Origin of the sequence: Vreelandella rituensis (assembly GCF_003336665.1) — a bacterium.
Classification (GTDB): Bacteria; Pseudomonadota; Gammaproteobacteria; order Pseudomonadales; family Halomonadaceae; genus Vreelandella; species Vreelandella rituensis.
Window position 1 is genome coordinate 1 of the sequence record NZ_QPIJ01000042.1, and the last position, 16,785, is coordinate 16,785.

15 protein-coding genes are annotated in these 16,785 nt (G+C 60.8%); 9 read left to right on the forward strand and 6 right to left on the reverse strand.

What is annotated here, in order from left to right; all coding sequences use genetic code 11:
- Together DU506_RS15220 and DU506_RS15225 are read right to left on the reverse strand one after the other, a co-directional pair.
- On the reverse strand, positions 1 to 193 hold a 193-nt coding region (locus DU506_RS15220; RefSeq protein ID WP_220254405.1), incomplete at its 3' end, for a TRAP transporter small permease subunit.
- A gap of 24 nt (positions 194 to 217) precedes the next feature.
- Positions 218 to 1,273: a TRAP transporter substrate-binding protein gene (locus DU506_RS15225; RefSeq protein WP_114487754.1), complete on the reverse strand. Its 1,056-nt coding sequence runs from the start codon at positions 1,271 to 1,273 to the stop codon at positions 218 to 220.
- Positions 1,274 to 1,640: 367 nt separating this feature from the next.
- On the opposite strand from DU506_RS15225, the gene DU506_RS15230 reads away from it, so the two are divergent.
- From DU506_RS15230 to DU506_RS15260, 7 genes are all read left to right on the forward strand, one after another.
- Positions 1,641 to 2,609 carry an MBL fold metallo-hydrolase gene (locus DU506_RS15230; RefSeq protein WP_114487755.1) on the forward strand — a complete coding sequence of 323 codons (969 nt, stop codon included), beginning with the start codon at positions 1,641 to 1,643 and terminating at the stop codon, positions 2,607 to 2,609.
- Between the two features lie 120 nt (positions 2,610 to 2,729).
- Entirely contained in the window at positions 2,730 to 4,442 is a 1,713-nt protein-coding gene (locus DU506_RS15235) for an FAD-dependent oxidoreductase (RefSeq protein WP_114487756.1), read from the forward strand.
- On the forward strand, positions 4,429 to 4,650 hold the full coding sequence (locus DU506_RS15240) for a DUF2783 domain-containing protein (RefSeq protein WP_114487757.1): 222 nt from the start codon (positions 4,429 to 4,431) through the stop codon (positions 4,648 to 4,650). The genes DU506_RS15235 and DU506_RS15240 overlap by 14 nt, the downstream gene beginning before the upstream one ends.
- A gap of 12 nt (positions 4,651 to 4,662) precedes the next feature.
- Entirely contained in the window at positions 4,663 to 5,973 is a 1,311-nt protein-coding gene (gene hmgA / locus DU506_RS15245) for a homogentisate 1,2-dioxygenase (RefSeq protein ID WP_114487758.1), read from the forward strand.
- 109 nt (positions 5,974 to 6,082) lie between these two features.
- Complete coding sequence (locus DU506_RS15250; protein ID WP_114487759.1) at positions 6,083 to 7,105, forward strand: fumarylacetoacetate hydrolase family protein; 1,023 nt, start codon at positions 6,083 to 6,085, stop codon at positions 7,103 to 7,105.
- Positions 7,106 to 7,114: 9 nt separating this feature from the next.
- A complete protein-coding gene (maiA, locus tag DU506_RS15255; protein WP_114487760.1) occupies positions 7,115 to 7,759 on the forward strand; it encodes a maleylacetoacetate isomerase in 645 nt (214 codons plus the stop codon).
- Positions 7,760 to 7,910: 151 nt separating this feature from the next.
- Positions 7,911 to 9,137 carry a multidrug effflux MFS transporter gene (locus DU506_RS15260; protein WP_114487761.1) on the forward strand — a complete coding sequence of 409 codons (1,227 nt, stop codon included), beginning with the start codon at positions 7,911 to 7,913 and terminating at the stop codon, positions 9,135 to 9,137.
- On the opposite strand, the gene DU506_RS15265 is transcribed toward DU506_RS15260, so the two are convergent.
- Complete coding sequence (locus tag DU506_RS15265; protein WP_114487762.1) at positions 9,126 to 12,608, reverse strand: indolepyruvate ferredoxin oxidoreductase family protein; 3,483 nt, start codon at positions 12,606 to 12,608, stop codon at positions 9,126 to 9,128. The genes DU506_RS15260 and DU506_RS15265 overlap by 12 nt on opposite strands.
- A 177-nt stretch (positions 12,609 to 12,785) precedes the next feature.
- On the opposite strand from DU506_RS15265, the gene DU506_RS15270 reads away from it, so the two are divergent.
- Positions 12,786 to 13,274: an Lrp/AsnC family transcriptional regulator gene (locus DU506_RS15270; protein ID WP_114487763.1), complete on the forward strand. Its 489-nt coding sequence runs from the start codon at positions 12,786 to 12,788 to the stop codon at positions 13,272 to 13,274.
- Positions 13,275 to 13,285: 11 nt separating this feature from the next.
- Here DU506_RS15270 and DU506_RS15275 read toward each other — a convergent pair whose 3' ends face one another.
- Positions 13,286 to 13,519, reverse strand: a complete 234-nt coding sequence (locus DU506_RS15275) for a hypothetical protein (RefSeq protein ID WP_235825676.1) — start codon at positions 13,517 to 13,519, stop codon at positions 13,286 to 13,288.
- On the reverse strand, positions 13,519 to 15,204 hold the full coding sequence (locus DU506_RS15280; protein WP_114487764.1) for an FAD-dependent monooxygenase: 1,686 nt from the start codon (positions 15,202 to 15,204) through the stop codon (positions 13,519 to 13,521). Before DU506_RS15280 ends, DU506_RS15275 begins: the two co-directional genes overlap by 1 nt.
- A 158-nt stretch (positions 15,205 to 15,362) precedes the next feature.
- Between DU506_RS15280 and DU506_RS15285 the strand changes: the two genes are divergently transcribed.
- The gene (locus DU506_RS15285) at positions 15,363 to 16,148 is read left to right on the forward strand and encodes a LuxR C-terminal-related transcriptional regulator (RefSeq protein WP_114487765.1); all 786 of its coding nucleotides are present in this window, start codon (positions 15,363 to 15,365) and stop codon (positions 16,146 to 16,148) included.
- 57 nt (positions 16,149 to 16,205) lie between these two features.
- On the opposite strand, the gene DU506_RS15290 is transcribed toward DU506_RS15285, so the two are convergent.
- Positions 16,206 to 16,649 (reverse strand): hypothetical protein, encoded by a 444-nt coding sequence (locus DU506_RS15290; protein WP_114487766.1) that lies wholly within the window; start codon positions 16,647 to 16,649, stop codon positions 16,206 to 16,208.
- Positions 16,650 to 16,785: the final 136 nt, after the last annotated feature.

Here is a 16,785-nt window from a genome sequence, read left to right on the forward strand (position 1 = left end):
GGAACACCACCGCCGCCAGCATCTGCTGGGTGAGTTCGACGGTGCCGAGAATGGGGGCATTGAAGAAATAACGGCCGACGACATCGGCGGTGGTCAGCAGCATCAAGGCAAAGAGGGTGGCGCCCGCCACCCCCTCCAGTCCCAGCTGCATGACCTTACCGACGTTCGACCAGCGACTCGTCAGGGTCTGCATTATCTAGTCTCCCGGGACCGGTGGTTAATGTTCCACGACGCGCGGAGCGATACTGTCCTGCTCGGCGGCAACGTCCAGCTGATCGTAGAAATACGCCAACGCCTCTTCTGCATCGACACCACGTTCGCTGACGGATTCGGACCAGTCGGCAATCAATTGATCGGTAATATCACGCAGCGTTTCGACATCGCCTTCCGGCACGGGGGTGAAGGTCTGCCCTTCCGCCTTGCCGAACTCGACACCGCGCTCGTCGGAAACGTCCATCATGTAGCCGAACAAGCGGGAGAGCGGCTCGCCGGAGACGCTATGCACCGCCTCGCGGTCTTCCTCGGACATCTGATCCCAGATCATCGGGTTGACCACGATGGCGAAGCTGCCGCGGTAAAAACCACCGTCCACGGTCAACGTATGCGGCGCGACTTCCGCCACACGAAAGCTTTTCAGGCTTTCCAAGGTCAGCATGGCCCCATCAACCACGCCTTGAGAAGCCGCCTCGTAGACGCCGGTAGGCGGCAGGGCCACACCGATCACGTCCATCGCATCGGCGAGACCACTCATCACGCCGCCTCCGACACGCAGGCGCTTGCCGGCCAGGCCGTCGATGTCTTCGACCTTGTCGCGAGTGAAGATTTGTCCCGGACCATGGACGCCCATCGCCATGACATCGATGCCACGATGCTCACCGGCCTGAGCCAGATGCTCTTGGTGGGTATGCCAATAGGCGGCAGCGGCATCTTCGGAAGAGAAGTCTTCGAACGTGGGGAATTCCGGCAACTGGGTGGCCAGGAAACGGCCCGCCATATGCGCATGGAAGATCCAGCTGGCATCCGCGACACCATCCGCTACCAAGGCCATTTGCGACGCCGGTGGCCCCATGTCGTGAATCACCTCGACGGTCACGCGGTCATCGGTCGCTTCTTCGATCCACGCTTTCCAGGTCGGCCAGACCATGGTGTTGACCCCATGGTTAGGCCCACCCCAGGTGCTTACTGTAATAGTGGTCTGGGCCAGGGCTTGTGTCCCGAGACTCAAGCCAACCGCTGCCACGGCACCGATCATCAGGCGGGTTGAATTATTCATGTATGTACCTCGTCGTCACGGGTGAGGCGCCTTTGCGCCATATTGTTGTCATGGCTGGCTCTTGCTGAACAGCAGGCGAAGAAGAGACCCAGCCTTAGGCATCCTGACGCTTTTACCATGCCGACAGATACTCTCTTTCGCAACTAATTTGCGAAAATCACTATTATACTTATGTGTTAAAAAACCGAAAAAACCATGATTAGAAACAATTTTTTGACTCAACTTACTAGCTAGCTAACGAATTAACTTGGTGGATTACTGGACACATAGTTTCATTGGAAACTATGATCGAGCGACATCCTCATGCCACGGCAAGTCCCACCGGGAACATTGCCGAGCATGATGCCCTGACGATATTGGAGGAACCATGAGCAAGAAATTCGCATCCCACGCCGACACCGAAGAAAAGAACATCAGTTTTACCAAGCTGGCCGAGGGTCTCTACGCCTACACGGCCGAAGGTGACCCCAACAGCGGCATCATCATTGGCGACGACAGCGTAATGGTCATCGACACCCAGGCCACACCGATCATGGCCCAGGATGTGATCCGTCGCATTCGTGAAGTCACCGACCTGCCGATCAAGCATGTGCTGATGACCCACTACCATGCGGTACGCGTACTGGGCGCCTCGGCGTATAACGCTGAAAACATCTATGCCAGCCAGAACACTTACGACCTGATCGTCGAACGCGGCCAGCAGGATTACGAATCTGAAGTCGGGCGTTTCCCGCGCCTGTTCCAGGGCGTCGAATCGGTACCTGGCCTGACCTGGCCCAACATCGTCTTCCAGGAAGAACTCACCGTCTTCATGGGTAAGCGCGAAGTGCGCATCATCCACCTGGGCCGCGGCCACACCAAGGGCGACACCATCGTCTGGCTGCCTGAAGAAAAAATCATGTTCGCCGGTGATCTGGTCGAATACGGCGCCACGCCTTATACCGGCGATGCCTATCACGAAGACTGGCCCGCCACCTTGGATCGTCTGCAGGCCATGCAGCCGCAGAAACTGGTACCCGGACGCGGCGACGCCCTGGAAACCCCGGAAAAATGTCAGGAAGCGATTCAAGGCACACGCGACTTTCTGGGCGACATGTACGAAAGCGTCAAGGCAGGCAAGGCAGCCGGCAAACCTCTTTCCGAGTGCTATGCCGAGACTTACGCCAAGCTTAAGCCCAAGTACGGCCACTGGGTGATCTTCGATCACTGCCTGCCGTTCGATGTGACGCGTTGTTATGACGAAGCCGGCGGCGAGTATCCGGACCCACGCATCTGGACCGCCGAGCGCGACACTGAAATGTGGCATTCGCTGCAGGACGTTCTCGAAAAGCAGTAATCGACAGCCAGTCACTGAAAACCGGCAATCGAAACATTCAATAGCCGTTAGCTTCCCGGTCAGCCGGGATCAAGATGCATCGCCGGGCTGCGTGCCACGGCGATGCCATGGGAGAGTTGCATGATTACAACCTATAAAAATCCCGTCTATCCCTACCATCGCCCGCCGGAACTGGACCGCAGCGACGTCCGCCATTGCCCGGTGGTTATCGTCGGCGCCGGCCCCAGCGGCCTGGCTGTCGCCATCGACCTGGCCCAGCAGGGCATCGATAGCGTCGTGCTGGATGACAACAACACCGTGAGCGTGGGTTCGAGAGCGATCTGTTTCTCCAAGCGTACCCTGGAAATTCTCGACCGCCTGGGGGCCGCTCAGCCGATGCTGGACAAGGGCGTCACCTGGCAACATGGCCGCGTGTTTTTCCAGGAACGCGAAGTCTATGACTTCAACCTGCTGCCCGAAGAAGGCCATCGCGTACCGGCTTTCATCAACCTGCAGCAGTATTATTTCGAAGAATACCTGGTCAACCGCGCCGACGAGCTCAAGGATCAAATCGATCTGCGCTGGATGCACAAGGTCACCACGGTGGACAGCCAGGCCGAACGTACCCTCGTTTCAGTCACCACCGAAGACGGCGACTACCAGCTGAGCTGTGACTACCTGCTGGTGGCCGACGGCGCCAACAGCAAGATTCGCGACATCCTGGGGCTGGAAAGCAAAGGCCAGGTATTCCAGGATCGCTTCCTGATCGCCGACGTGGTGATGAAAGCCGAGTTTCCGACCGAGCGCTGGTTCTGGTTCGACCCGCCCTTTCATCCCGACCAATCGGTCCTGCTGCACAAGCAGCCGGACAATGTCTGGCGTATCGATTTCCAGCTGGGCTGGGACGCTGATCCGGAAGAAGAGAAGAAGGAAGAGAACATTCGCCCCCGCGTGCAGCAGATGCTCGGCGAGGATGTCGAGTTCGACCTGGAATGGGCCAGCGTCTACACCTTCCGCTGTCGCATGATGGACAACTTCATCCACAATCGGGTGTTCTTCATGGGCGATGCCGCGCATCAAGTGTCACCCTTCGGCGCTCGCGGTGCCAACGGCGCCCTTCAGAGCACCGACAACCTGGCGTGGAAACTGGCGCGGGTACTCAAGGGTCAAGCGCCCCAGGCCCTACTCGAGACCTACAACACCGAGCGCCAGCACGGGGCCAAGGAAAACATTCTCAACTCCACCCGAGCCACCGACTTCATCACGCCCAAGAGCCGTGTCAGCCGGCTGTTCCGCGATACCACCCTGGAACTGGCGGAGCACTATCCCTTCGCCCGCAGCCTGGTTAACAGCGGCCGCCTGTCGCTGCCCTGTCATTACGATGAGTCACCGCTCAACGGTACCGATGATGATGGCTTTCCCGCAGAGTTGCGCCCCGGCACTCCGGCCAAGGATGCCCCGATCAAGCAGGACGGCAACGCTGCCTGGCTGCTCAACCAGCTCGGTGACCGCTTCGTGCTGCTGCTTGACGGGCGCGTCGAAAGCGAGCGGGCGGCCTCCCTGGGTGCCGAGCTCAGGGCGTTGCTGGACAAGCAACCTGATCTGGACCTGTTGATTGTGGGGCCGGCCCCCGCCGAGCTCAGCGAATTGCCACGCAGTCGGGTGATCGACGATGCTCAAGGGTCGGTCCGTGAGCGCTATCGGCTGAGCGGTGGTGCGGGCTATCTCGTGCGCCCCGATCAGCATGTCACCGCCCGCTGGGCCGAGGTTTCCGCCGAGGCGGTGAACAGCGCCCTTGCCTGCGCCCTGGGCGCTCATCTTGACGAAGTGGAGAAACGCTATGCCACGGCTTGAACTCACTCCCAATTTCACGCACCCGGATGCTTTCTACGCGGCCTTGACCGCCACCCACCGCGAGCGTAGCGACGAGGAAAGCGAACGCATCAATGCCCGCCTGATCCTGTTGCTGGCCAACCATATCGGTGACCAGCAGGTGCTTGAAGAAGCGCTAGGCATTGCCGGACAAGCCGTGACCCCACAGCACTCCCTGCAACAAGGCTGAGAAGAGGTTTTCATGAGTACCGAAACACTGGATTATCAGAGTGGTTTTCGTAATCACTTCGCCACGGAAGCCCTGCCCGACGCCTTGCCGAAAGGCCAGAATTCCCCGCAGCGCTGCGCCTATGGCCTATATGCCGAGCAGTACACCGGCTCGGCGTTCACCGCGCCACGCCACCAGAACCTGCGCAGCTGGCTCTACCGTATCCGCCCGTCGGTGGTACAGAGCGCCTACCAGCCGCTGAAGGAAAAAGCCGTAGCTACCGCGCCGCTGGCCAAGCCTGCGGCCGACCCCAACCAGATGCGCTGGGACCCGCTGCCGGTGCCCGCCGAGCCTACCGATTTCATCGACGGCCTGCTGACGATTGCGGTCAATGGCGATGCCGGTGCTCAAAGCGGGGTCGGGGTGCATGTCTATGCCTTCAACCGCGACATGACCGAGCGCTTCTTCTATAACGCCGACGGCGAACTGCTGATCGTGCCGCAACTGGGCACGCTGCGCCTGCGCACCGAGCTGGGCGAGCTGGATATCGCCAATGGCGAAATTGGCGTGATTCCCCGCGGCATCAAGTTCCAGGTGCGTCTGGGCGAGGGCGCGGACGCCGCCCGTGGCTATATCTGCGAAAACTATGGCAACCCTCTGGAACTGCCGGGACTCGGCCCGATCGGTGCCAACGGCCTGGCCAACCCGCGGGATTTCTTGAGCCCCGTGGCCAGCTACGAAGACCTGGAAGGCGACTATTCGCTGGTGGCCAAGTTCTCCGGACGCTTCTGGGAAACCAAGCTTTCGCACTCACCGCTGGACGTGGTGGCCTGGCATGGCAACGTCGCGCCCTACAAGTACAACCTGGCTAACTTCAACACTATCAATACGGTGAGTTTCGACCATCCCGACCCGTCGATCTTCACCGTACTGACCTCGGCATCCGATACGCCGGGAACGGCCAACCTGGACTTCGTGATCTTCCCGCCGCGCTGGATGGTGGCCGAGAGCACCTTCCGCCCACCCTACTTTCATCGCAACCTGATGAGCGAGTTCATGGGCTTGATTCACGGTGAATACGATGCCAAGGCGGAAGGCTTCCTCCCCGGCGGCGCCAGCCTGCATAACTGCATGTCGCCCCATGGCCCCGACGCCGACACCTTCGAGAAGGCCACCCACGCTGACCTGACACCCCAGCATCAGAGCGATACCATGGCCTTCATGTTCGAGAGTCGCTACGTCTACCATCCGACTGAAGCGGCGCTGAATGCCGATATTCGTCAACGCGACTATGTCGATGTGTGGTCGACTTTGCGCTCGCACTTCGACCCGACCAAGCCGTAACGGCACCGTCAAGTAGGAGGGTGCTCTAGCGCGCGAGGGGTTAACAAAAAGCTCGCCCGACAAATCGGCCTCCTACCATAACGCCCCTGACAAGAAGGATTGAACAACGATGAAGCTCGCTACCCTCAACATCGGCCGCGACGGCGAACTGCTCGTGGTCTCGAAAGACCTGACCCGTGCCGTGCGCGCCACCGACATTGCCGCCACCCTGCAGCAAGCCATCGAGAACTGGGATTCCTTGGCGCCCAAGCTCGACGCGCGCTACGCCCAGCTCAATGAGGGCAAGGCCGAAGGTGCTTTCGATCTGGATCAGAGCGCCCTGCACTCGCCGTTGCCGCGCAGCTACCACTGGGCCGACGGCTCCGCCTACCTCAATCACGTCAAGCTGGTGCGCCAGGCGCGCAACGCCGAGATGCCGGACACTTTCTGGACCGACCCCTTGATGTACCAGGGCGGCGGCGATAGCTTCCTGGCGCCGACCGAAGACATCGAAGCCGTCAGTGAAGAGCACGGCATCGATTTCGAAGGCGAAATCGCCGTGATCACCGACGATGTGCCCATGAATGTCACCCCGGAACAGGCCGCCGGTCATATCAAGCTGATCATGCTGGTCAACGACGTCAGCTTGCGTGGCTTGATTCCGGGAGAACTCGCCAAAGGCTTTGGTTTCTTCCAGGCCAAACCGGCCTCGAGCTTCTCACCGATCTGCGTCACGCCAGACGAGCTCGGCGACGCCTGGCAGGAAGGCAAGGTGCACTTGCCGCTGACGGTGCATTTCAACGGCGAGAAATTCGGCGAGCCGCAAGCCGGTCCCGACATGATTTTCAGCTTTCCGCAGCTGGTCGCCCACGCTGCCAAGACGCGTTACCTGGGGGCCGGGGCCATCGTCGGCTCGGGCACCGTTTCCAACCCCGATCCGGACGGCGGCCCCGGAAAGCCAGTGGCTGACGGCGGCGTGGGTTACAGCTGCCTTGCGGAAATCCGCATGGTGGAAAAGATTCTCCACGATGAAGTCAAGACCTCCTTCATGCGCTTTGGTGACCGGGTGCGCATCGAGATGTTCGACGGCGATGGCAACAACATTTTCGGCACTATCGATCAGCGGGTCGTCGAGTACAAGCCCAAGGCCTGAGGAGTTCGCATGACGACGCTACACGGCTATTTTCGTTCGTCGGCCGCCTATCGGGTACGCATCGCGCTGAACCTGAAGGGCCTGGCGCATGAGCAGGCCCCGGTCAACCTGGTCAAGGGCGAGAACCGCGGTGATGCTTACCGCACGCTCAATCCCCAGGGGCTGGTGCCCGTGTTGGAGACCGAGGAAGGCGTGCCGCTCACCCAATCGCTGGCGATCTGCGAGTATCTCGAGGAGCGCTACCCCACCCCGGCCCTGCTTCCCGACAATCTCGAGGAGCGCGCCCGGGTGCGGGCACTGGCGCAGCTGGTCGCCTGTGAAATGCATCCGCTCAACAACCTGCGGGTGCTGAAGTACCTGGTGGGCGAGCTGGGCGTCAGTGAGCAGGACAAGCTGACGTGGTATCGCCACTGGGTCATCGAAGGCTTCGATGCCCTGGAGTCGATGCTCACACCGGCCGCCGGTACCGGCGACTTCTGCCACGGCGATACACCCACCCTGGCGGATCTTTGCCTGGTCCCCCAGGTGTTCAACGCCGAACGCTTTGAATGCGATCTGGCGGCCTATCCGACCATCCAGCGCATTACCGCCAACTGCCGCGCCCTGGAAGCATTTCGCCTGGCAGCGCCCGGCGAACAGCCTGACGCCAACTGAGCAGACGAATACCGACTGAACAGATGAGCGTTTTGCGGTTACAATAAGCAGGCTAATTAAGTGGGTGTGCTCCTTGGGGATCGCACCCACTTCTCGTTCCATTGCTTTCAAGGCAGCCCCGCCCACTCCTCGGCTGCCCAAGGAGATTCGGGTGCTGAAGCTGACGTCCCCCACCACCGTTGCGGTGCTCGCGGCCCTGACGGCGCTGGGCCCCTTGGCAACCGATATGTATCTGCCGGCCATGCCGGCCATGGCCGAAGCCTTGAATACCGGTCCCGACCAGGTGCAATTGACCCTCAGCCTTTACATGGCGGGTTTCGCCATGGCGCAGCTGCTCTGCGGGCCGCTTTCCGACCGGTTCGGCCGCAAGCCGATCATGGTCGGGGGGATTACACTCTTTTTGCTGGCCAGCCTGTTGTGTGCCTTTGCGCCCAGCATCGAGGTGTTGCTGATAGGGCGTTTTCTGCAAGCCTTCGGCGGCGCTGCCGGCCCGGTATTGGGGCGGGCGGCAGTACGTGATATTTACGGCCCCCTGGAAGCCGGGCGAATCCTTTCCTACATGGCCAGTGCCATGGCGTTGGCGCCGGCACTGGCCCCCTTGGTAGGCGCCGGGCTGCTGGTGTTCTTCGGCTGGGAGTCGGTGTTCGTGGTGCTGGCGCTGTATGCCGGCGTGATGTTGCTGATCCTCAGCCTGGCCCTGCCCGAGTCATTACCACTCGAGCATCGCCAGTCGATTCATCCGGGCGCCATCCTGAGCAATTTTCGCATGTTGCTTACCCAGCGCGCCTTCATCGGTTACACCTTGACCAATGCCGCCGCCTTTTCCGGGTTGTTCGCCTATCTTTCCGGTTCCTCGTTCGTGTTGATCGAGTTTCTGGGTGTCGCGCCCTTTCATTACGGGCTTTTCTTTATCCTGATCGTGGCCGGTTTTTTCACCGGGACCTTGCTCAGTGGCCGTTATAGTCACCGTCTGGGACGCGACCGTCTGATACAGCGGGGAACGCTGCTGTGCGCATTGGGGGGGGGCAGCATGGCGGCACTGGCCATCGCCGGGGTCTTTGCGCCCTGGGCGGTGGTCGGTCCCCATGTGATCTTCATGATAGGTGTGGGTATTCTCATGCCGCAGACCATGGCCGGTGCGCTTTCGCCCAACCCCCACTGTGCCGGGGCGGCGTCCTCGCTATTCGGCTTCTTGCAGATGAGCATCGCCGCCGTGGTCGGCGGCGTGGTCGGGCAATTGCATGACGGCACATCGCTCACCATGGCGCTGGCGATCGGTGCTTCCGGGCTGCTTGCGCTGGTGAGTTACCTGAGCCTGGTGCGTCACCACGCAGCACCGGCTCAGGCAGTCGACAGCAAACCGGAATCAGGCCACTGAGGCAATGGTCACCGGCTTGTCTTCGCGCAGCTCCTTGAGCAGCCGGGCCTGACGCTCGGCGGCTTTCTCGGCGGCCTGCTCACGTACCGGGCCGTAGCCACGCACCTCTTCCGGCAGTTTGGCCAGGGCCAATGCCGTGGCGTGGTTGCTGCCGTCCAGACGCACCAGCAATTCATCGACCAGCTGCTCGTAATCCGCCAGCAACTTGCGATCGAGCTTGCGGTCGGCACTGAAACGGAAGGGGTCGAGGGCGGTATTGCGCAAACCGCGCATCTTCGCCAGCACTCCCATCGCCTTCAGCACCCAAGGGCCGAAACGGCGTTTCACCGGGCGCCCCTGGGTATCCTTGCGCCCACCCAGAAGCGGCGGTGCCAGGTGGATGTTCAACCGATAATCACCGGCAAAGGTGGCCTTGACCTCGTCGAGGAAATCGCTCTGGGTGTACAGCCGCGCCACTTCGTACTCATCCTTGTAGGCCATCAAGCGGTAGAGCTGCTGAGCGACTGCCTCGCTCAACGCTTCGCCAGCGCCCAGGGGCGCCTCGGCCTCACGCACCTGGGTCATCCGCGCGGCGTAGCGCTCGGCCAGGGCACGGTTCTGGTAGCGCTCCAGGTAGCGGCCGTTACGCGCCACCACGTCGTCCAATGTGGCACCCGTGGGCAGCGGCACGGCATCCAGGCGCTGTTGGAGGTAGTTGGGTTCCACCGCCGCCAGACGTCCCCAGGCGAATGCCTGACGGTTCTTTTCCACCGCCACGCCGTTGAGTTCAAGGGCCCGCTGCAGCGCCGGTTCGGAAAGCGGCACCAGCCCTTGTTGCCAAGCGAAGCCCAGCATCATCATGTTGGAAAACACCGTATCCCCCAGCAGCTGTTCGGCGAGGCGATTGGCATCCAGGGTGGCGAAACGCGACTCACCCACGGCGTCACGTAGCAGTTGCAGGCGCTTGTCGGGCTGCATGTCGGCATCGCGGTACAGGACGTAATCCGCGGTGGCCAGCTCCGCCAGGTTGGCAACGATTCGGGTGGTCGGCTGCAGCACATTCAGCGCTTTCTGAGAACTTGCCACCACCATGTCGCAGGCGATCAGGGCGTCGGCCTGGCCGGTTTCGATACGCACCTGATTCAGCTCGCCCGGCAGTGGCGCCAGGCGAACGTAACTGAGTACTGCCCCGCCCTTCTGAGCGAAGCCCATGAAGTCGAGCACACTGGCGCCCTTGCCTTCCAGGTGCGCGGCCATGGTGATCAGCTGGCCTACCGTGACCACCCCGGTGCCGCCCACACCGCCTACCAGGAGGTCATAAGGCGCCTGGAGACTGGCAAGCGTCGGGGTCGGCAAGCGTGAAATGCGTTCCCAGAAGGCGTTATCTGCCGTCACGCCCTGACCTTTGCGCAGCTCGCCGCCTTCGACGGTGACAAAACTGGGACAAAAACCACTCACGCAGGACATGTCCTTGTTGCAGGAGGATTGATCGATCTTGCGCTTGCGACCCAGTTCGGTCTCACGCGGCACCACCGACAGGCAGTTGGACTGTACCGAGCAGTCGCCGCAACCCTCGCAGACGTGGTGGTTGATGAACACCCGGCGTGCCGGGTCTTCCAGCAAACCGCGCTTGCGACGCCGACGTTTTTCCGCCGCGCAGGCCTGGTCATAGATCAGCACGGTGCAGCCCGGGATCTCGCGCAACTCACGCTGCAAGGTATCCATCTCCTCGCGCCCGTGAAAGGTCACGCCCTTGGGAAATTCCTTTTCATGACCGCGGTATTTCTCCGGTTCGTCACTCACCACCATCACCCGGCGCACGCCTTCGTCCAGCGATTGGCGGGCGATCATCGGCACGCTGATCTGGCCGTCCACCGGCTGGCCGCCGGTCATGGCCACGGCATCGTTGAACAGGATCTTGTAGGTGATATTGACGTTGGCGGCCACGGCCTGGCGCACCGCCATCGACCCCGAGTGAAACCAGGTGCCTTCGCCGAGGTTCTGGAAGATGTGGCCGTTGCCGGTAAAGCGGCTCTTGCCCACCCAATTGACGCCTTCACCGCCCATCTGGATCAGTGATTCGGTGCTGCGATCCATCCATGAGGCCATGAAATGGCAACCGATGCCCGCCAGGGCCTTGCTGCCTTCGGGCACCTTGGTCGAGCTGTTGTGCGGGCAACCTGAACAGAAATACGGCATGCGGCGTACGCCACCCAATTCCTTGACCCCGGCCTGGCAACGATCGATCGCCGCCAGGTTTTCGCTGAGATCAATCCCGAAAAAGCGCTCCAGACGCTCCGCCACGAAACCCGCCAAAAGACGCGGGCCAAGTTCGCCGACAAAGGGAATCAGCGGCTTGCCGGTTTCATCCTGCTTGCCGGTTACCAGTACTTCGCCGGGGTGATCGGGTTCCGACATGTACTCCTTCAGCTGGCTTTCGATGATCCCGCGCTTTTCTTCAATGACCAGCACCTCGCGCTTGCCATGGATGAACTCCAGGATGCCCCGCCGGTGCAGCGGCCAGACCATGCCGACCTTGTAGAGCTCGACCCCCAGTTCGCCCAGCTTGGCTTCATCCAGCCCCAGCAGGCGCAGCGCCTCGAGCAGATCCAAGTGCCCCTTGCCCGTGGTGACGAGCCCGAAGCTTGCATGCTCGTGGCGGAACAGCCGCTGATCGATGGGGTTGGCCGCAGCAAAGGCTTGCACGGCGGCCAGCTTGTGCTCAAGGCGGGTCTCGAGCTGAGGCCCCGGCAAGTCGGGCCAACGGTAGTGCAGCCCACCTTCGGGCATGATGAAATCGGGCATCACATAGTCGGGCAACGGCGGCACCTCGACCGAAGCACCGCTTTCCACGGTTTCGGAAACGGCCTTGAAGCCCACCCAGCAACCGGAGAACCGCGACAGGGCATACCCCCACAGGCCGAAGCTTTCGTATTCCGCCAATGACGCGGGGCTCACCACCGGCATGAACCAGGCCATGAAGGCCACATCCGACTGGTGCGGCATCGAGGACGACACGCAACCGTGGTCGTCACCGGCCACCACCAGCACACCGCCGGTGGGCGAGCTGCCGTAGGCGTTGCCATGCTTCAAGGCATCGCCCGCCCGGTCGACCCCCGGCCCCTTGCCGTACCACATGCCGAACACGCCTTCCACTTGCCGCTCGGGGTCGGTCTCGACCTGCTGGCAACCCAGCATCATGGTCGCGGCAAGGTCCTCGTTGATCGCGGGCACGAAGTCGATTTTATGCTCGTCCATGGCGGCCTTGGCCTGCCAGATCGCCTGATCGACCCCACCCAGGGGCGAACCACGGTAACCGCTGATCAGCCCCGCCGTCTGGCGGCCGTCACGGCGGTCAAGCTCGGCCTGGCGCAGGGCGATACGCACCAGTGCCTGGGTACCGGTCAGAAAAATACGCCCCTGGCCACGGCTATAGCGGTCAGCCAGCGCATAGTCATCGAGCGTGATATCGACACGAGGAGAGGTTGTCATGAGGTGTCACCAGTCAGGTCGGAAAATTATGGTTGTAATGACCTGAAGTCTAGCCAAGAGCGCGCTAAAGGTGCTTGCTAAAACACTCTTCAAAACCCTATGTTTCAACAATTCCTTTCATTTTTTTAACTTTAACGCAATTATATTCAGCAATTCACCAAAATATGAAATATGACCATGAAAGAGACCACCAAAGAAACCACCCTGGACGGGCATGACCGGCGCATTCTCACGCTACTTCAGCAGCAGGGGCGCATCACCAACAATGAACTCGCCGAACAGATCGGCCTTTCGCCCGCCGCCTGCTGGCGCCGGGTCAAGGCCTTGGAAGAGAGCGGCGTCATCCGCCGCTTCGCCGCACTGGTGGAACCCAGCCGGGTGGGACAGCCGTTATCGGCGTTGGTGATGGTGACGCTGGTTCGCCACCATATCGACAATACCGCCGAGTTCGAAAATCGTATCCTGCAGTACCCGGAAGTGCTGCAGTGCTACGCCACCACCGGCAACGCCGACTTCGTGCTGCGCGTGGTGATCGAGGACATGGCGGCCTATGACCGCTTTCTCAACGAGAAACTCTTCACCCTCAACGGTATTTCCCAGGTCAGTTCCAACTTCGTGCTGCGTAATATCAAGGAAGAAACCGCCATTCCGATTGCCAAGGGCTAGCCCTTTGATGACTACGTTTCCAGGCCGTCGCGCGCTTCCCGTATCGCCGCCATCACCTGCGCCACGTCGGGCACACGATGGGCCAGCGCCAGCGCCAGCTGGGCAAGAAACAACGTTTCCTGCGTCTCGGGTAACGCATCCAGCGTCACGGCCAGTTGCTCATAGACCTCTTCGAGGTCGGAAAACGGCAAGGTTGGCTGTGGCTGTGGCTGTGCTTGTGTCTGCATCGAAGTCGGCGTGGTCATCAGTGTTCTCCCAGAGCAGTCTTGAAGGCGGTGTTCAGGGTGGAAGCATCGAGTGTCTTCCAGCGGGCCGTGACATGGCGATCCGGGCGCACCAGATAAACACTGCCGGGTTCGGCGTCATAGCCATCGAAGCAAGCGCCCTGCCGATCGACCAGGGTGGTGCCCAAGGGTGCCGTTTTGGGATGACGCGCGATAACCAGCACATCCAGGCCGGTCTGACGTGCCTGCAGGTCGGTCAATGCCGCCTGCAATTCAGGCGTCACGCTGCCATCCTCGCTGAACACCAGCAGGTTGAATCCCACGCCCAGATGATCGAGCAGAAAATCGTCTTCGCCCAGGCGGCGGTTGATCAAGGGTGCCCCGGGCATCGGACCGGCGGTGAAACCGGCGTCACCGGCCGGGGTTACCGGGCTTTCGGCATAGGTGTAGGGAGTGACCTGACGCGGGTCGGCGAAGTTGCTGGCGTAGTCGTTACGCAGCGCCAGCGATAAAGCGGCATCGCGCATCAGGCGATAGCCACGGCTGGGCGGGGTCATGAAGCGGGTACTCTTGCCAGCGTTGGTGAAGACTTCCAGTGTGGCCCCACGCCGTTCCGGGCTATAGCTATCCAGCAGCTTCTCCGATGCCTCGCCCTTGAGCACCCAGGCCAGCTTCCAGGCGGCATTGACCGCATCCGCCAGGCCGTTATTGAGCCCGCGCACCCCGAAGATGGGCACCAGATGGGCACTGTCGCCAATGAACAGCACGCGCCCATGACGATAATCATCCAGCGCCAGGGTGTAGGCCTTGTAGAGACTCCACCACTCAAGTTCCCAATCGCTGTCTTCGCCAAGCATCTCGATAATCAAGCCCACGCGTTCGCGGATGGCCGCCTCGGTCACCGCCAAGTCGGGGTCCTCATTGGGCAGCAATTGATAGTCGATACGCCAGATATCGTCGGGCTGCTTGTGCACTAAAAGCGTGGACTCGGGCATCACGGAGGGGCTGAAAAAGGCCCGGCGTTCGGTGGGAAAGTCGGATGTCATGCGTACATCGGCAATCACATAACGGCCTTCGTAAGCCTCCCCGTGCAAGGGCAGATCAAATGCCTTGCGTACCACGCTACGCCCCCCGTCGGCCGCCAGCAGATAATCGGCCTCAAGCCGATAGTCGCCTTCGGGGGTGTTGACGCTCAAGGTCACGCCGTCGTCGCTCTGTGTCACGTCGGTGACCGTTTGCTGCCAGCGCATCTCGATCAAGCCGCTCTGCATGGCCGCGTCGACCAGAAACTGCTCGATGTACTGCTGTTGCAGGTTGTACATCGGCAGAAAACGCTCCTGGTCGGAGTGCGGCATCTCGAAGCGATAGACTTCATGGTCATGAAAATAGGTGCGCCCTCTCGTCCAGCCCAAGGCCTTTTCGATAAACGGCTTTTCGACACCCAGCTGCTGGAGGATTTCCAGGCTGTGGCGCGAAAGACAGATCGCCCTGGACCCGTCGTTGAGCGTGGTCTTGTCATCGAGCACCACCGACTCGATACCCTGGCGGGCCAACTCGAGTGCGGCCGCTACGCCGACCGGCCCCGCCCCCACGATGGCCACTCGATGGCGGGGTTGATCGCCGTTCAATTCAGCGGGACGCACGAAGGGAAAATGCGGATAATCGAAATACAGCGAGTCGAGCTCGCCCTTGCCGGCGGGTCGCATGGCGTCTCCTGTTACTGTTGTTTTAATTTTACGAATAGTAAGTACAAAACGGGTAAGTTCAGCTCAGGGATAGCCTATACCCAAGTCGCCCGGGGGGTTGTCCCGCAAAAGCAGGGACACTGCGATATGTTTAAACCGCATCACTACCAAGGCCTTCCATGAACGAACCTTTCGACACCCAGCTGACCGACTGGCCGAGCCTGTTGCCCGGCGTGGCCACTTGCATCGAGGCGATGGGAAGCGACGCCTTCGAAACCCAATTGCTCGCCTTGCTGCAACAGGCCGTGGGCATTGAGCAATGCATGATCTTTGCCTACGCCGGTAATGACGAAGTCGACTGCCTGTTGGCCGCCAATCAGAATAAACCGCGGGTGGCCGGGCGCCTGGCTCGGCTTTATGCCGGTGGATTGTTTCGCCAGGACCCCAATTACCTGCACCTGCGCCGGTTGGTCGACAGCCGGGGAAATCTTTCCAGCGAAGAATTGACCACCATGCAGGGCGAGGCCATGTCACCTTCGTATCGCAGTCATCTGTTCGCTTTTCCCGATCTTATCGACAAAGTCTCGCTCAACGTGGCGGCCAGTGACGGTGCCTATTATCTCAATCTCTATCGAGACACCCAGCGGGGCCCTTTCACTTCGACCGATCTGGCCTGCCTGAATGGCCTGGCGCCGCTGTTGGCCAGTTTGATTCGCCGCCATTACAGCAGCACCCGCGCCGGGCCCGAGCAACCTAGCGCCCATGAAGTCGCGGTATTGGCGCCGCTCTCCGAGCGTGAGCGTCAGCTGTGCCTGTATCTGTTACGTGGCCACACCCTCAAGAGCGCTGCCGCCGAGCTCCATATCGCGCTTTCCACCACCGAGACCTACCGCAAGCGCGCCTATGCCAAGCTCGGCGTTCCTTCCAAGGCGCGCCTGGTGGCGCTCTGTCGGCAAGAGTCCTGAACGACTAAACCCCGACAGAGCCGGGGTTTACGCGTGAAACGAAAGAGCCTCGAAAGGTTACTCTTTGACCTGAGCACCCATCCGATCGAACGACTCGGCGTTGGGGCAGAAGTCGCGGAAGGTCTCGACATCGGTGGTGTGGCGCAGCGACTTCCAGCAATGGCCAACCACAGGGCATGCATTGCAGGTGGTTTCGAGAGATGCTTGCTTCTCGCCGAGGTTTTCGAGCACCAGGCCGAAGCGCTGCACCATCACCGGCATCAATGATTGGGCGGGGCGAAACCCGACATAGGTACCCTGTGCCAGCTGTTTGGCCACTTCCTGCTCGAAGGTGGCATCCAGCGGCAGGGTGACATCGTTGACCAACTCATGAAAGGCACCCGGCGACTCGTTCTGCATACCTCGCGCCAGCGCGGGGGTGGAAGCCCGATAGCAACGCTCACTGACACGTTCCCACCAGGATGGACGGCTTTCAGGGGCTTGAGATTGGGGATGAGTCATGACGGTTCTCCCTTCTAATTCTAGTTTCATAGACTAACCGCAGTATCGTTGCGATAGTCAGTGCCTGCCTTGACCAGGATCAAATTTGTTTCATTTGAAACTATAAGCCTGCAGGGAACCGGCTGAATATTTTTGC

Bases quoted from the DNA above. Each gene is read 5' to 3' on its own strand.
- DU506_RS15235 (WP_114487756.1), top strand. From the start codon at position 2,730: ATGATTACAACCTATAAAAATCCCGTCTATCCCTACCATCGCCCGCCG.
- DU506_RS15270 (WP_114487763.1), top strand. From the start codon at position 12,786: ATGAAAGAGACCACCAAAGAAACCACCCTGGACGGGCATGACCGGCGC.
- DU506_RS15290 (WP_114487766.1), bottom strand. From the start codon at position 16,649: ATGACTCATCCCCAATCTCAAGCCCCTGAAAGCCGTCCATCCTGGTGG.
- DU506_RS15250 (WP_114487759.1), top strand. From the start codon at position 6,083: ATGAAGCTCGCTACCCTCAACATCGGCCGCGACGGCGAACTGCTCGTG.
- DU506_RS15265 (WP_114487762.1), bottom strand. From the start codon at position 12,608: ATGACAACCTCTCCTCGTGTCGATATCACGCTCGATGACTATGCGCTG.
- DU506_RS15275 (WP_235825676.1), bottom strand. From the start codon at position 13,519: ATGACCACGCCGACTTCGATGCAGACACAAGCACAGCCACAGCCACAG.
- DU506_RS15225 (WP_114487754.1), bottom strand. From the start codon at position 1,273: ATGAATAATTCAACCCGCCTGATGATCGGTGCCGTGGCAGCGGTTGGC.
- DU506_RS15240 (WP_114487757.1), top strand. From the start codon at position 4,429: ATGCCACGGCTTGAACTCACTCCCAATTTCACGCACCCGGATGCTTTC.
- hmgA (WP_114487758.1), top strand. From the start codon at position 4,663: ATGAGTACCGAAACACTGGATTATCAGAGTGGTTTTCGTAATCACTTC.
- DU506_RS15230 (WP_114487755.1), top strand. From the start codon at position 1,641: ATGAGCAAGAAATTCGCATCCCACGCCGACACCGAAGAAAAGAACATC.
- maiA (WP_114487760.1), top strand. From the start codon at position 7,115: ATGACGACGCTACACGGCTATTTTCGTTCGTCGGCCGCCTATCGGGTA.
- DU506_RS15285 (WP_114487765.1), top strand. From the start codon at position 15,363: ATGAACGAACCTTTCGACACCCAGCTGACCGACTGGCCGAGCCTGTTG.
- DU506_RS15280 (WP_114487764.1), bottom strand. From the start codon at position 15,204: ATGCGACCCGCCGGCAAGGGCGAGCTCGACTCGCTGTATTTCGATTAT.